We start from the raw sequence: 15,065 nt of genomic DNA on the forward strand, positions 1-15,065 counted from the left end.
TCATGGAAAACTTGCCCCTCGGGCCGACGCTCGCTGTAGCGGCTTTGCTGATTTTATGGTCAGGGTTGTTTACCGCCATCGAAGTCGCCCAACAGCATCTGCTGGCCCAGCGCACCGCTACGCGTTCGAGCGACAAACCGCTGGCCAGACTGAGCTTCCCCCGTGAAAGCCTGATTCTGTGCAATACCCTGTGCCGGGTGCTGACAGTGATTATCGGCACGTTGCTGGCACTGAGTTACTGGCAGGAAAATGGACCGTGGCTGGCCTGCCTGATTACCACCTGCGCCCTGCTGGTCTTTGCCGATTACCTGCCGCGCACCCTGGCCACGCGTTATCCCGAAGCAATCCTGGGAATGGGTAATGCCCTGCTTGGTGTGCCGCTGAAGATCCTCTACCCCGCCGCCTGGCTGCTCAATGGCATCGCCCAATTGTTCCTGCGCCAGCTCAGCAGCAAACCGTCCAGCGTCAAGCAGAGCGAGGACGAGCCAGCGCCAACCCGCGACCAGGGGCCGGAGCATGAGCACGCCGCCTGCCGCCCGCACCGGCTGTCAGGCATTCATGCGCTGGACAACATCACGGTCAATGACATCCTGGTACCACGCAGTGAAGTCGACGGGATCAATCTGGACGACCCGATCGAAGAGATCATCGAACAGCTGAAGAACTCCAATCGTACCCGGCTGCCAGTGTTCCACAGCGATATCAACCAGGTCGAGGCGGTGCTCAATACCCGCCAGATCCGTCATTTGCTGGTTGACGCGAGCCTGACCAAGGAGGCCTTGCTGGCCGCCTGCCATGAACCTTATTTCGTTCCGGAAAGCACTCCGCTGCAGCTGCAACTGCTCAATTTCCACAAACAGCAGCGGCGCCTGGGCATGGTGGTTGACGAGTATGGTGAAGTGCTTGGCATCGTCACCCTGGAAGACATTCTTGAAGAAATCGTCGGTGAGTTCGAAAGCCAGCAAAGCCTGGACAACCCGCATATTCACCCTCAGCCCGACGGCCGACTGGTGATCGACGGTGCCGCATCGATCCGCGAGCTGAACAAGAGTCTCGGCTGGCACCTACCCAGCGACGGCCCGAAAACCCTCAACGGACTGGTCACCGAAGCCCTGGAAACTATCCCGGAGAGCGCGGTCTGCCTGAAGATAGGTCGCTATCGCCTGGAAATCCTCGAAACCGAAGACAACCGGGTCAGCCGGGTGCTGATCTGGCATAACAGCCTGGTGCCAGTGGCTGTGTAAACACATACCCTTGTGGCGAGGGAGCTTGCTCCCGCTGGACTGCAAAGCAGTCCCAAAACCAGACTCCACAATTACCCAGATAAAACGTTTTACGGCCGCTGCGCGCCCGAGCGGGAGCAAGCTCCCTCGCCACAGGGGACCGCGCCAGCCCGCGACTGATCGTATTTACCAAGTCCCCTTGTTTGATCGATAGCTCCCTTCCTATAATCGATGAGCTTACCCAGCCCCGCCAGACCGCGTGCTACCCGCACTCAGCGGCATCCGGCCCCGCACTGCCCGCCACCTGTCCGGTGCCGACTCCAACCTCGAGTCGCACCCGCGCCAAACCCACATCCCTGGGTGTTCGACCATAATAATTCGCTCAATCAAGCTCATGACTGTCAGGGATAACCGCATGACTACCAGCACCTCCTATAGCGACGCTACGCCTGCCCAACCGGTGAATTCGGCCACCCGCGTAGCCACCGCCAGCTTTATCGGCACCGCCATCGAGTTCTACGACTTCTACGTCTACGCCACCGCTGCAGCACTGGTCATCGGCCCGGTGTTCTTCCCACAGACCTCCGGCACAGCGCAGATGCTCTCGGCCTTTCTGACGTTCGGTATCGCCTTTCTGGCCCGCCCCCTGGGTTCGGCGCTGTTCGGCCATTTCGGCGATCGCATCGGGCGCAAATCGACGCTGGTCGCGTCCTTGCTGCTGATGGGCGTCTGCACCACGCTGATTGGCGTATTGCCCGGCTACGACAGCATTGGCGCCTGGGCACCGATCCTGCTGTGCGTGCTGCGCTTCGGCCAAGGACTTGGCCTGGGCGGTGAGTGGGGTGGCGCGGCGCTGCTGGCCACTGAAAACGCCCCCAAGGGCAAACGGGCCTGGTTCGGGATGTTTCCGCAGCTTGGTCCATCAATCGGCTTTCTCGCCGCCAACGGACTGTTTCTGACCCTGGCCATGACCTTGAACGACGAGCAGTTCCGCTCGTGGGGCTGGAGGATTCCGTTCCTGCTCAGTGCCGCGTTGGTGATGGTGGGTCTGTACGTGCGTCTCAAGCTCCACGAAACCCCTGTATTCGCCAACGCCATGGCTCGTCAGGAGCGGGTGAAGATCCCGCTGGTCGAACTGTTCAGCCAATATTGGGCGCCGATGCTGCTGGGTGCCGGGTCGATGGTGGTGTGCTACGCGCTGTTCTATATCTCGACCGTGTTTTCGCTGAGCTATGGCGTGTCGACGCTCGGCTACACTCGCGAAACTTTCCTCGCTCTGCTGTGTTTCGCCGTACTGTTCATGGCCGCCGCTACACCGTTGTCGGCCTGGGCCAGTGACCGCTTCGGGCGCAAACCGGTGCTGATCATTGGCGGTGTACTGGCGATTCTGTCCGGATTCTTGATGGAACCGCTGTTGACCCAAGGCTCGACCTGGGGCGTGGCGCTGTTCCTGTGCATCGAACTGTTTCTGATGGGGGTAACTTTTGCGCCAATGGGGGCGCTGCTGCCAGAGCTGTTTCCAACTCACGTACGCTATACCGGCGCATCGGCAGCCTACAACCTGGGCGGCATTGTCGGGGCCTCGGCGGCACCGTTCTTTGCGCAGAAGCTGGTGGCGATGGGTGGTTTGAATTATGTCGGCGGGTATGTTTCGGGTGCAGCGGTACTCAGCTTGATTGCTGTGCTGTGTTTGAAAGAGACCAGAGATAACGATTTGAATCGAGTCGCCTGATAGACCGTCATCGCGAGCAGGCTCGCTCCCACAGGGGCCGCGTTCTGTCAGAAGGAATGCGGTCCAATGTGGGAGCGAGCCTGCTCGCGATAGCCGCGCCCCGGCTTACAGCTCTACTACGACAGCCTGAGAGGCACGGGTCGCTTTTGCACGAGCGGCTTCGATAGATTCATCGCGAGCCAACGCAACCCCCATCCGGCGCTGGCCATTCACCTCTGGCTTGCCGAACAGACGCAACGCCGTGTCCGGCTCGCTCAATGCGGCACCCAGGTTGGCGAAAGCGGTCTGGGTCGACTGCCCTTCCACCAGAATCACCGCCGAAGCCGATGGGCCGAATTGACGAATCAATGGAATCGGCAACCCCAGGATCGCCCGCGCATGCAGGGCGAACTGCGACAGGTCCTGAGAAATCAGGGTCACTAGGCCGGTGTCATGGGGACGTGGCGAAACTTCGCTGAACCACACCTGATCACCCTTGATGAACAACTCGACGCCGAACAGACCTCGGCCACCCAAGGCTTCAGTTACCGCTTTGGCAACTCGCTCGGATTCCGCCAAGGCAATCGGGCTCATGGCTTGTGGCTGCCAGGATTCCTGATAATCGCCCTTTTCCTGACGGTGGCCGACCGGTGCGCAGAAAGTCGTGCCGCCGATGTGGCGCACAGTCAGCAGAGTGATTTCATAATCGAAATCGATAAACCCTTCGATGATCACCCGACCCTTGCCGGCACGACCGCCTTCCTGCGCATAGTCCCAGGCCTTCTGCACGTCATCGACGCTGCGCAGCAGGCTCTGACCTTTACCCGAGGAACTCATCACCGGCTTGACCACGCAGGGGAAGCCCAGGTCCTCGATCGCCTTGCGGTAGTCTTCGACGGTGTCGGCGAAGTGATACGGCGAGGTCGGCAGGTCCAGCTCTTCAGCGGCCAGACGCCGGATACCTTCGCGGTTCATGGTCAGCTGCGCGGCACGGGCGGTCGGAATCACGGTAAAACCTTCGGCCTCCAGCTCCACCAGGGTAGCGGTAGCGATGGCTTCGATTTCCGGCACGATAAAGTGCGGCTTCTCGGCCTCGATCACCGCACGCAGCGCCGCACCGTCGAGCATGTTGACCACATGGCTGCGATGGGCCACTTGCATGGCCGGTGCATTGGCGTAGCGATCCACGGCGATCACTTCAACGCCCAGGCGTTGCAGCTCGATTACCACTTCCTTGCCCAACTCACCGCAGCCACACAGCAAAACGCGGGTCGCGGTTGGCGACAATGGAGTTCCGATACGGGTCATCTCAGGTCCTCAAAGGAGCGGATCATCGAGGGTAGCTACGCCAGGCGCGCTTCCCATGGGGAGAAAGCGCGGCATTTTACATGAACCGGGCGGTTTGGCTTCAGCCTGACAGCGGGATCTTGCGCAGCCAAGAGAGTCACTGTGGCGAGGGGGCTTGCCCCCGCTGGGCTGCGCAGCAGTCCTAAAATCTGCCACCGCGCTTTATCGGTAGATTGCATTCTCTGGTTTGCGGCCGCTTCGCGACCGAACGGGGCGATGCGGCGTTCCGACAAGCCCCCTCGCCACAAAAGCGCGCAATGTTCAGATATTCGGCTTAGCCCCGATCATCCACACCAGCCCACTCGACTTCGCCCGCTCATGACACAACCCCAGCACCTTGCGGCGCTCATCATTGTCCATCCGGCTCCAGCGGGTGATTTCATCGACGGTCCGCTGACACCCAGTGCAAATGTCGTCTTCATCCAATGCGCAAATGTTCACGCACGGCGAGGCGACAGGTCTTTCGGTCGTGTTCATTGTTCCTGCTCAACCAGATCCCGGGCATAACGCTGGGAGTTGTGCACATAGTGCGCAGCGCTGGCTTCGAGCATTTTCTTCTGGGCTTCGGTCAGCTCGCGCACCACCTTGCCCGGCGAGCCCATCACCAGCGAACCATCGGGGATTTCCTTGCCTTCGCCGATCAGCGAGTTGGCGCCGATGATGCAATTCTTGCCGATTTTCGCCCCGTTGAGGATCACCGCATTGATGCCGATCAGGCTGTAATCGCCGACGGTGCAGCCATGCAGCATGGCGTTATGGCCGATGGTCACGCCGGTGCCGATGGTCAGCGGGTAGCCCATGTCGGTGTGCATGACGGTGCCATCCTGCACGTTACTGTTCTTGCCAATCAGGATCAGCTCATTGTCACCGCGCAGCACGGCGTTGAACCAGACGTTGGCGCCCTCTTCCAGTTTGACCTTGCCCACCAGCGTGGCGTTGGGTGCGACCCAACTCTGCGGATGGGTCTCGACTCGGGAGTCGCCCAGGCGGTATTTCATCTAGTTATCCTCAAAGCTCAGGGTGCCGCGGATCATGCCATACGAGCAATGGCTTCAAATATCGATAAAGGTTTTCGGCGGGTGGTGCAGGCTGATTTTCGCGTCATAGAGCAGGTTGATCAATTCGACGATCATGATCGCCGTCAGGCCCCAGATCTTGTACTCACCAAAACGGTAGCTGGGGACATACCAACTTCGGCCCTCGTAGTCGATCCTGTGGGTATGTTCGCGCGGGTCCTGACGGAAAAACTCCAGGGGTACGCTGAACACTGCGGCAATTTCGGCGTCATTGGCCAGGTACTCGACGTAATCGGGAATCACTCCAACATAAGGCGTGACCTTGATGCCGTGCAATGAAATCAGCGGACTGAGCGGCCCGATCACTTCCACCAGCCCCGGCGGCAGACCGATTTCTTCTTCGGCTTCGCGCAATGCGGTGAAGATCAGGTCGGGGTCTTCCGGGTCGCGCCGTCCACCCGGGAAAGCCACCTCGCCACCATGGGTCGAAAGCCCGCTGGCACGCAGGGTCAGGACCAGCTCAGGCTCGTCACTGCGAGTGATCGGCACCAACACCGCGGCTTCCGGAAAACGACGGTCAGTTTCCAGCGTTCGCGGGGTGTGGTTGCTTACACGATGAAGCAGCTCGTCCAGCATGAGTCATCTCGATCTGTTGGCTACCTTGCATCATGCACCAAAGAAATCCCTCGCCCAACCCCCGATCAATGGTATGTCGCTTAACGACAACTTGCCGTCAACGGCCTCCCACGCGAAGATAGGCGCAGCCTCTACGGAAACCCAGCATGAAATTCTGCAGCCACTGCGGCAACCCGGTCACCCAACGCATTCCCGAAGGCGATTCACGCCTGCGTTTTGTCTGCGATCACTGCCAGACCATCCACTACCAGAACCCCAATATCGTTGCCGGCTGTCTGCCGATCTGGGGCACTCAGGTGCTGCTCTGTCGCCGCGCCATCGAACCGCGACGCGGCTACTGGACCTTGCCGGCGGGCTTCATGGAGAACGGTGAAACCGTGGAGCAGGCAGCGATCCGCGAGACCTTCGAGGAAGCCTGCGCGCGGGTGCGCAACCTGAGCATCTACACCCTGATCGACGTACCGCATATCAGCCAGGTGCATGTGTTCTATCGCGCAGAGCTGGCGGACCTGGACTTTGCCGCGGGCCCCGAGAGCCTGGAAGTACAGCTTTTCGAAGAAGCCGACATCCCTTGGTCCGAGCTGGCTTTCCGCACGGTCGGGCGTACATTAGAATGCTACTACGCGGACCGCAAGACAGAGGTTTACCCTGTCCGGTCCGAGTCGATTCCACCACTCGCTCAACCTGCGATCACATAAACAAAAAACGTACGCGGCACCTCGTACTCTTAGGGATATCGTTTCAATGCGCTGGTTGCTTGCCCTCTTCTGCCTGTCTTTCATTGCGGTATCCCAGGCCTCCACGGCGGATCCCCTGGACGTCAGACTCATCGAAAAAGTGCTGATCATCAAATCGGCCCATCAACTGCAACTGATCAACGACGGCAAGCCCTTCAAGTCCTATCGCATCTCCCTGGGCAGGCAACCCAGGGGACCGAAGCTCATGGAAGGCGACAAGCGCACTCCGGAAGGCTTCTATTGGGTGGACTGGCGCAAGACCAGCGACCGTTTCAACCTGTCCATGCACATTTCCTATCCGAATATCAGCGACTCGGCCCGTGCGCGCCGTGAAGGGGTGGAGCCAGGCGGAATGATCATGATCCACGGCACTCCCGATTCCGAGGACAACCCCGAGTACCTCTTCCATACCCTGGACTGGACCGACGGCTGCATCGCCATGCGCAATATCGACATGCGCGAAGTCTGGAACCTGGTCCCGGACGGCACCATGATCGAAATTCGACCGTAATCAAAAAAATCAAAAGATCGCGGCCTATCGGCAGCTCCTACAGTGGAATCGGTGCACATCCATTAAATCCTGCCCAATAAAAAACCCGCTGAACAATCAGCGGGTTTTTTATTTCTGCGGCGAGGAAGATCAGAAATCTTCCAACCGCAATACCTCGTAAGCCGGCGTCTCGTAGGGATGGCTCTGCTTGAGCACCATCACCACCGAGCGGATCAACTCGTCGGCCACCACCAGCTCAACCTTCCACTCTTCCACCTGCTCGACCACTCCGGTCTGCCCGAGAAACGGCTGGCTGCCGTCCAGCGGGCGAAACTGGCCCTGGCCCAGCACCTGCCATGAGCACTGGTCGTAAGCGCCGATCCGCCCGCCACCGGCGGCGAATACGGCGCTTTTGACCACGTCGACATGGCTCGCGGGAACAAAAAAGCTGAGCTTGTACATGGCCGCCTTTAGTTAACCCACACGCGAGCATTACGGAACATGCGCATCCATGGCGCGTCTTCGTTCCAGTCTTCCGAGCGCCAGGAGTTCTGCACAGCGCGGAACACCCGCTCAGGGTGCGGCATCATGATGGTCACACGACCGTCACGACTGGTCAGCCCGGTGATCCCGCGTGGCGAGCCGTTCGGGTTGGCCGGGTAGGTTTCGGTGACCTTGCCGTGGTTGTCGACGAAACGCATCGCCACGCAACCGGACAGGTCAGCTTCGAGCAGTGCCTCTTCGCTTGCGAATTCAGCATGGCCTTCACCGTGGGCGATGGCGATCGGCATACGCGAACCGGCCATGCCCTGCAGGAAGATCGAGTTCGACTCCTGCACCTGAACCATCGCCACTCGAGCTTCGAACTGCTCGGAACGGTTACGCACGAAATGCGGCCAGAACTCGCTGCCCGGAATCAGTTCGTGCAGGTTGGACATCATCTGGCAACCGTTGCACACACCGAGGGTGAAGCTGTCGTTACGCTCGAAGAAGCCCTGGAAGGCATCACGCGCGCGGCTGTTGAACAGCGCCGACTTGGCCCAGCCCTCACCGGCGCCGAGAACGTCGCCGTAAGAGAAACCGCCGCAAGCCACCAGACCTTTGAACTCGTTCAGGTCGACACGCCCCGCGAGGATATCGCTCATGTGCACGTCGATTGCGTTGAAGCCGGCACGGTCGAACGCCGCGGCCATTTCCACCTGACCGTTGACGCCCTGCTCACGCAGTACCGCCACCTGAGGACGAATGCCTTTCTTGATGTAGGGTGCGGCGACGTCCTGATTGACGTCGTAGCTAAGCTTGACGCTTAGCCCCGGGTTGTCTTCTTCCAGCAGCACGTCGAACTCTTGCTCGGCACACTCGACGTTGTCACGCAGACGCTGGATCTGGTAGCTGGTTTCGGCCCACTGACGTTGCAGCAGACGACGCTGGCCTTCAAAGACGGTTTCGCCGTTGAAGGTGATGCTGATTTCGCCGTTGTTGAGCGGCTGACCGATCACCGATACACAGTCGCCCAGGCCGGCAGCGCTGAACTGCGCGAGGATGTCCGGGGTGGCGTCCTGGCGAACCTGGATCACCGCACCGAGCTCTTCGTTGAACAGAATCGCGGCGATGTCCGCGGATGTTTCCGCCAGACCGTCGAGGTTCAGGGCCAGACCGCAATGGCCGGCGAAGGCCATTTCCACAGTGCTGGTCAGCAGACCACCGTCGGAACGGTCGTGGTAAGCCAGCAGATGACCGTCGGCGTTAAGGCCCTGGATCACCGCAAAGAAGGCTTTCAGATCTTCGGCGTCGTCAACGTCCGGCGCTTGCGAGCCGAGCTTGCCGTGAACCTGGGCCAGGATCGAGGCGCCCATGCGGTTCTGGCCACGGCCCAGATCGATCAGGATCAGATCGGTGGTGCCCTTGTCCATGCGCAGTTCCGGGGTCAGGGTCTGACGGATGTCAGTCACTGGCGCGAAACCGGTCACGATCAGGGACAGCGGTGAAGTCACGCTCTTGTCGACGCCCTCATCGTTCCAGCGGGTAGCCATGGACATCGAGTCCTTGCCCACTGGAATGGTGATGCCCAGATCAGGGCACAACTCCATGCCAACCGCTTTCACGGTGTCGTACAGACGCGCGTCTTCACCTGGGTGACCGGCAGCGGACATCCAGTTGGCCGACAGCTTGATGTCGGAGATTTTGGCAATGCGCGAAGCCGCGATGTTGGTCAGGGTTTCGCCGATGGCCATGCGGCCGGAAGCCGGAGCGTCCAGCAGGGCCAGCGGAGTGCGCTCGCCCATGGCCATGGCTTCACCGGTGTAGACGTCGAAGCTGGTAGCGGTGACGGCAACGTCGGCTACCGGAACCTGCCACGGGCCGACCATCTGGTCGCGTGCTACCAGACCGGTGATGGTCCGGTCGCCGATGGTGATCAGGAAGCTTTTGCTGGCCACGGCCGGGTGATGCAGAACGCGCTCGACGCAGTCTGCAATCTCAAGCGTCGACGGATCGAAATCGTCGCCCAGTTCGTTTTCGCGAACCGCCGAACGGTGCATGCGCGGGGCTTTGCCCAGCAGCACTTCCAGCGGCATGTCCACCGGGTTGTTGCCGAAGTGGCTATCGGTAACAGTCAATTGCGGCTCGGCAGTGGCTTCGCCGACGACCGCGAATGGGCAACGCTCACGTTCGCAGATCGCCTGGAAGCGTTCGAAGTCCGCAGGTCCCACGGCCAGAACGTAGCGTTCCTGGGATTCGTTACTCCAGATTTCGTGCGGGGCCATGCCCGGCTCGTCGTTTGGAATGTTGCGCAGTTCGAAGCGGCCACCGCGGTTGCCATCGTTGACCAGTTCCGGGAAGGCGTTGGACAGACCGCCCGCACCCACGTCGTGGATGAAGCTGATCGGGTTGTGTTCACCCAACTGCCAGCAACGGTCGATGACTTCCTGGCAGCGACGCTCCATCTCAGGGTTTTCGCGCTGCACGGAAGCGAAGTCCAGGTCTGCCGAGCTGGTGCCGGTGGCCATGGAGGAAGCCGCGCCGCCGCCCAGGCCGATCAGCATCGCCGGGCCGCCGAGCACGATCAGCTTGGAGCCAACGGTGATCTCGCCTTTCTGCACGTGTTCGGCGCGGATGTTACCCATACCGCCAGCCAGCATGATCGGCTTGTGGTAACCGCGAACTTCGTCGCCACGCGGGGTGGTGATCGATTGTTCGAAGGTACGGAAATAACCGGTCAGGGCCGGACGACCGAATTCGTTGTTGAACGCAGCGCCACCCAGAGGGCCTTCAATCATGATGTCCAGCGCCGTAACGATGCGTTCCGGCTTGCCGTACGGCACTTCCCAAGGCTGTTCGAAGCCAGGGATTTGCAGGTTGGAAACGGTGAAACCGGTCAGGCCAGCCTTCGGCTTGGCGCCGCGACCGGTAGCGCCTTCGTCACGAATCTCGCCGCCACTACCAGTGGATGCACCCGGGAACGGGGCAATCGCGGTCGGGTGGTTGTGAGTTTCGACTTTCATCAGGATGTGCACCGGTTCCTGCACCGCGCCGTACTGGCGGGTTTCAGGGTCCGGGAAGAACCGGCCGGCGACGTTGCCGACGATCACCGAAGCGTTGTCCTTATAAGCCGACAGAACGCCCTCGCTGTGCATCACGTAGGTGTTCTTGATCATGCCGAACAGGCTTTTTTCCTGGCTCTGACCGTCGATATCCCAACTGGCGTTGAAGATCTTGTGACGGCAGTGCTCGGAGTTCGCCTGGGCGAACATCATCAGTTCGATGTCGTGGGGGTTGCGCTTCAAGCCGATGAAGGCGTTGACCAGGTAGTCGATCTCGTCTTCGGCCAGGGCCAGGCCCAGCTCGGTGTTGGCTTTTTCCAGCGCGGCGCGGCCGCCACCCAGCACGTCGATCGCAGTCAGCGGCTTGGGCTCTGCGTGGCTGAACAGGCCGGCAGCCTGTTCCAGGCTGCCCAGCACCAGTTGGGTCATGCGGTCATGCAGGCCACTGGCGATCAGCTCGGCTTCAGCATCGCTGAATTCACCCGTTACATAGAAGGCAATACCGCGCTCCAGGCGCTGGATTTTCGCCAGGCCACAGTTGCGAGCGATATCGCTGGCCTTGCTCGACCAGGGCGAAATGGTGCCGAACCGTGGCAATACCAGGAACAGGCGGCCAGTCGGCTCCTGGACCGGTACGCTTGGACCGTACTTCAGAAGGCGCGCCAGCACCTGCTGTTCGTCGCCGGCCAGGTCGCCATTAACTTCGGCGAAGTGAGCGAATTCAGCATACAAGCCACTGACAGCCGGAACCTTCTGGCTCAGTTGCTCAAGGAGTTTGCTGTGGCGAAAGGCAGAAAGGGCAGGAGCGCCGCGCAGGATCAACATCTTCGGGACAGCCTCGGGAAGGGGTGTGCTTTGAGGCCGTGCATTCTAGCCTAAACCGCCCGCGACAGCACCCGAAACGGTGCGCCAGGCTTCGGCCGAACGTCGGCCGGTGGTCCGGGACCTGTAACCGCTGGACATCAACGCCGCTGCCACCGGTTATTTTCACCGTCACCTTGATGCTCAAAGGCCTGTTCTTGAGGCTTTCAGCCGGGTTTTCCAGTCGCTAGCAGACCTGCTCTTCGCTGTCGAGATATGGCGCTCGTGGTCCTTTGCGTATACTGCGCAAATGTTTTCCCAAATGGCTTTCCGTCCGCGCTGTGCCAAATGGCTCATCGCAACCGGACTCTTCCTGATGCTTGGTGCCTGTGTTGATAAACCCAGCACACTCGAGCGCGTAAAGGAGGACGGCGTACTGCGGGTGGTCACCCGTAACAGTCCCGCCACCTACTTCCAGGATCGCAATGGCGAAACCGGCTTCGAATACGAGCTGGTGAAACGTTTCGCCGACGATCTGGGGGTGGAACTGAAAATCGAAACCGCCGACAACCTTGACGACCTTTACGGTCAGTTAGGCAAACCCAACGGCCCGGTGCTGGCTGCTGCCGGTCTGGTCAGCAGCGAGAAACGCAAGCAACAGGTCAGGTTTTCCCATACCTACCTGGAAGTCACTCCACAAATCATCTACCGCAACGGCCAGTCCCGTCCGACGAGCCCGGCCGCCCTGGTGGGCAAGCAGATCATGGTGCTCAAGGGCAGCACCCACGCCGAGCAGTTGGCGGCGCTGAAACTGAAATATCCTGGCATTCAATACGAAGAGTCCGACGAGGTTGAAGTGGTCGACCTGCTGCGCATGGTCGATGAAGGTCAGATTGACCTGACCCTGGTCGATTCCAACGAACTGGCGATGAACCAGGTCTACTTCCCCAATGTGCGGGTCGCCTTCGACCTGGGCGAGGCCAACAAACAGAGTTGGGCCGTGGCTGCCGGCGAAGACAACAGCCTGCTCAACGAGATCAATGAGTTCCTCGACAAGGTGCAGAAGAACGACACCTTGCAACGCTTGAAAGACCGCTATTACGGGCACGTGGACGTACTCGGCTATGTCGGCGCCTACACCTTCGCCCAGCATTTGCAGCAACGCCTGCCCAAGTACGAGAAGCACTTCAAGACCTCGGCCAAGGAAGAACAAGTCGACTGGCGCCTGCTGGCTGCCATCGGCTACCAGGAGTCGTTATGGCAAGCCACCGTCACCTCCAAGACCGGTGTTCGCGGCTTGATGATGCTGACTCAGAACACTGCCCAGGCCATGGGCGTGGCCAACCGCCTGGACGCCCGGCAGAGCATCAAGGGTGGCGCCAAGTACCTGGCTTACATAAAGGATCAGCTGGACGACAAGATCGCGGAACCGGATCGCACCTGGTTTGCCCTGGCAGCCTACAACATCGGCGGCGGCCACCTCGATGACGCCCGTCTTCTGGCCAAGAAAGAAGGCCTTAATCCGAACAAGTGGCTCGACGTGAAAAAGATGCTGCCGCGCCTGTCGCAGAAGCAGTGGTACAGCAAGACCCGTTATGGTTATGCCCGTGGCGGCGAGCCGGTGCACTTTGTCGCCAACATCCGCCGTTACTACGACATCCTGACCTGGGTCACTCAACCGCAGCTGGAAGGCAATCAGGTGGCCGAGGGCAGCCTGCATGTACCTGGCGTGGACAAGACCAAGCCGAATCAGGAAACCCCGCCGCTTTAAATCGTGGCGCCTGCAAAAGATCGCAGCCTGCGGCAGCTCCTACAGGATTTGCATACACCCACAATTTTACGGGCGCACTCGGTCGGCGTAGAAGCTGGCGAAGCCTGCGATCTTTTGATCTTAGGCTTTTGCCGCAGCCGCCAGAATCAGCGCCTTCATCTCCGCCACCGCCGACTTGAAGCCGACGAACAGCGCATGGGCCACCAGCGCGTGGCCGATGTTCAGTTCATTGATGCCTTTGATCGCGGCAACCGCTTCGACGTTGTGGTAATGCAGACCATGGCCGGCATTGACGATCAGGCCCTGGGCCAGACCAAAGGCCACGCCATCCGCCACCCGCTGCAACTCTTCGGCGACTTCGCTCGGGGTCTGGGCATCGGCATAACGGCCGGTATGCAGTTCAATCGCCGGCGCGCCGACCCTTCTTGACGCTTCGATCTGCCGCTCATCGGCATCGATGAACAGCGAAACCTCACAGCCGATTTTGCTCAGGCGCTCTACCGCAGCCTTGATCCGCGCTTCCTGCCCGGCGACGTCGAGACCGCCTTCGGTGGTCAGTTCCTGACGGGTTTCCGGAACCAGGCAGATATGCGCCGGGCGGATGCGCTCGGCGAACACCATCATTTCTTCGGTGACGCCCATTTCGAAGTTCATGCGGGTTTGCAGCACGTCCTTGAGCAGCAGCACATCACGCTCCTGGATGTGCCGGCGGTCTTCACGCAAATGCACCGTGATGCCATCAGCGCCCGCCTCTTCCGCATCCAGCGCGGCCTTGACCGGATCAGGGTAACGAGTGCCCCGGGCCTGACGCAGAGTGGCTACGTGGTCGATGTTGACGCCAAGAAGAATGCGATTGCTGGTGGTCACAGAAACTCTCCTGAAGAGTTGAAGATTCGGTGCACAGCATATAGTGTCCGGTCACGAAAATAACTGTTCGCTTTTGACGGCGTCTCTCGCAGCTATGCTGCGTTGCCGCTCCTCGCCATAGCGGGCTATGACTCGTCGCGGCGCCTTGACTGACTTCGAGATCCACTCGTCAAAACTCGAACGTATTTCCGAGACCGGACATGGGGTCACTAAGGCTTTCGAAACAACTCGCGACTGACCAATGGCCGGCCACCGAGGTGCACGGCCAACGCCTGGCGCATCAGACGCTTGGCGGCGGAGAGCGCGCCGGGAGCCGTCCAGTCGGCCTCAGCCATGGCCAGCAACTCGGTGCCATTGAACAGGCCCGGCTGCAGCAAGTAGACCCGCTCAAGTCCGGCGTCGACCAGGAGACGGTACAGGCCGTCCGCCGCGATGGGATCGCCATGGATGTCGGTCTCTAGCGCGAAGCCGTAACCGAGGTCATCCAGCAGTCGCCATTCGAACGCCCGCAGCAACGGCTCGAGCGGACGGCCTTCGGCCAGGGCCAGCAGAGTCGCGGCGTAGTGATCGAATACCGCCGGGTGCGGATCTTCGGCGGGCAACAGGCGAATCAATAGTTCGTTCAGATAGAGGCCGCTGAACAGCGCCTCTCCGTTGAGCCAATTGGAAACGCCAGCGCTTTCCATCCGCCCGACATTTTTCAGCTCGCCGCGACCACGAAACTCGACTTCCAGCGCAACGAACGGCCGCGCCAGAGTCCCGGCCTTGCCCCGCGCGCTGCGCAATACCGCCCGCAGCCGCCCTTGAGGCGTAAGGAAGTCCACCAGCGCGCTGTTTTCGCGATAGGCCCGACTGTGCAACACGTAGGCGGGTTGGGCGATGGGTGGGGTTGGGGACATGAGATCTGGATATCTCTGAAGAGGG

At 60.4% G+C, this 15,065-nt stretch carries 13 protein-coding genes; 5 read left to right on the top strand and 8 right to left on the bottom strand.

Annotation, left to right across the window (positions count from 1 at the left end; genetic code table 11):
* Nucleotides 1–2 precede the first annotated feature (2 nt).
* Together ACA064_RS26415 and ACA064_RS26420 are read left to right on the top strand one after the other, a co-directional pair.
* A complete protein-coding gene (locus ACA064_RS26415; RefSeq protein WP_497670751.1) occupies nt 3–1,244 on the top strand; it encodes an HlyC/CorC family transporter in 1,242 nt (413 codons plus the stop codon).
* 394 nt (nt 1,245–1,638) lie between these two features.
* Complete coding sequence (locus ACA064_RS26420) at nt 1,639–2,955, top strand: MFS transporter (protein ID WP_497670752.1); 1,317 nt, start codon at nt 1,639–1,641, stop codon at nt 2,953–2,955.
* Nucleotides 2,956–3,060: 105 nt separating this feature from the next.
* On the opposite strand, the gene purT is transcribed toward ACA064_RS26420, so the two are convergent.
* From purT to ACA064_RS26440, 4 genes are all read right to left on the bottom strand, one after another.
* Nucleotides 3,061–4,242, bottom strand: a complete 1,182-nt coding sequence (purT, locus tag ACA064_RS26425; RefSeq protein ID WP_497670753.1) for a formate-dependent phosphoribosylglycinamide formyltransferase — start codon at nt 4,240–4,242, stop codon at nt 3,061–3,063.
* 300 nt (nt 4,243–4,542) lie between these two features.
* Nucleotides 4,543–4,758 carry a DUF1289 domain-containing protein gene (locus ACA064_RS26430; protein WP_497670754.1) on the bottom strand — a complete coding sequence of 72 codons (216 nt, stop codon included), beginning with the start codon at nt 4,756–4,758 and terminating at the stop codon, nt 4,543–4,545.
* On the bottom strand, nt 4,755–5,279 hold the full coding sequence (locus ACA064_RS26435) for a gamma carbonic anhydrase family protein (protein WP_497670755.1): 525 nt from the start codon (nt 5,277–5,279) through the stop codon (nt 4,755–4,757). Before ACA064_RS26435 ends, ACA064_RS26430 begins: the two co-directional genes overlap by 4 nt.
* A 54-nt stretch (nt 5,280–5,333) precedes the next feature.
* Nucleotides 5,334–5,933, bottom strand: coding sequence for a CoA pyrophosphatase (locus tag ACA064_RS26440; RefSeq protein WP_497670756.1), 600 nt, complete (start codon nt 5,931–5,933; stop codon nt 5,334–5,336).
* 146 nt (nt 5,934–6,079) lie between these two features.
* Here ACA064_RS26440 and ACA064_RS26445 point away from each other — a divergent pair, with 146 nt between their 5' ends.
* Together ACA064_RS26445 and ACA064_RS26450 are read left to right on the top strand one after the other, a co-directional pair.
* On the top strand, nt 6,080–6,631 hold the full coding sequence (locus ACA064_RS26445; protein ID WP_497670757.1) for an NUDIX hydrolase: 552 nt from the start codon (nt 6,080–6,082) through the stop codon (nt 6,629–6,631).
* A 46-nt stretch (nt 6,632–6,677) separates the two neighbouring features.
* Complete coding sequence (locus ACA064_RS26450) at nt 6,678–7,181, top strand: L,D-transpeptidase family protein (protein WP_497670758.1); 504 nt, start codon at nt 6,678–6,680, stop codon at nt 7,179–7,181.
* Between the two features lie 129 nt (nt 7,182–7,310).
* Here ACA064_RS26450 and ACA064_RS26455 read toward each other — a convergent pair whose 3' ends face one another.
* Both ACA064_RS26455 and purL read right to left on the bottom strand, forming a co-directional pair.
* The gene (locus tag ACA064_RS26455) at nt 7,311–7,622 is read right to left on the bottom strand and encodes an NGG1p interacting factor NIF3 (protein ID WP_497670759.1); all 312 of its coding nucleotides are present in this window, start codon (nt 7,620–7,622) and stop codon (nt 7,311–7,313) included.
* Between the two features lie 8 nt (nt 7,623–7,630).
* Complete coding sequence (purL, locus tag ACA064_RS26460) at nt 7,631–11,527, bottom strand: phosphoribosylformylglycinamidine synthase (protein ID WP_497670760.1); 3,897 nt, start codon at nt 11,525–11,527, stop codon at nt 7,631–7,633.
* Nucleotides 11,528–11,813: 286 nt separating this feature from the next.
* Here purL and mltF point away from each other — a divergent pair, with 286 nt between their 5' ends.
* The gene (gene mltF / locus ACA064_RS26465) at nt 11,814–13,274 is read left to right on the top strand and encodes a membrane-bound lytic murein transglycosylase MltF (protein WP_497670761.1); all 1,461 of its coding nucleotides are present in this window, start codon (nt 11,814–11,816) and stop codon (nt 13,272–13,274) included.
* Nucleotides 13,275–13,394: 120 nt separating this feature from the next.
* Here the strand turns inward: mltF and pdxJ are convergent, their stop codons facing one another.
* Together pdxJ and recO are read right to left on the bottom strand one after the other, a co-directional pair.
* Nucleotides 13,395–14,141 (bottom strand): pyridoxine 5'-phosphate synthase, encoded by a 747-nt coding sequence (gene pdxJ, locus ACA064_RS26470; protein ID WP_497670762.1) that lies wholly within the window; start codon nt 14,139–14,141, stop codon nt 13,395–13,397.
* 209 nt (nt 14,142–14,350) lie between these two features.
* Entirely contained in the window at nt 14,351–15,040 is a 690-nt protein-coding gene (gene recO / locus ACA064_RS26475) for a DNA repair protein RecO (protein WP_497670763.1), read from the bottom strand.
* Between the last annotated feature and the right edge of the window lie 25 nt (nt 15,041–15,065).

The sequence above is a fragment of the Pseudomonas sp. LBUM1658 genome, assembly GCF_059716055.1.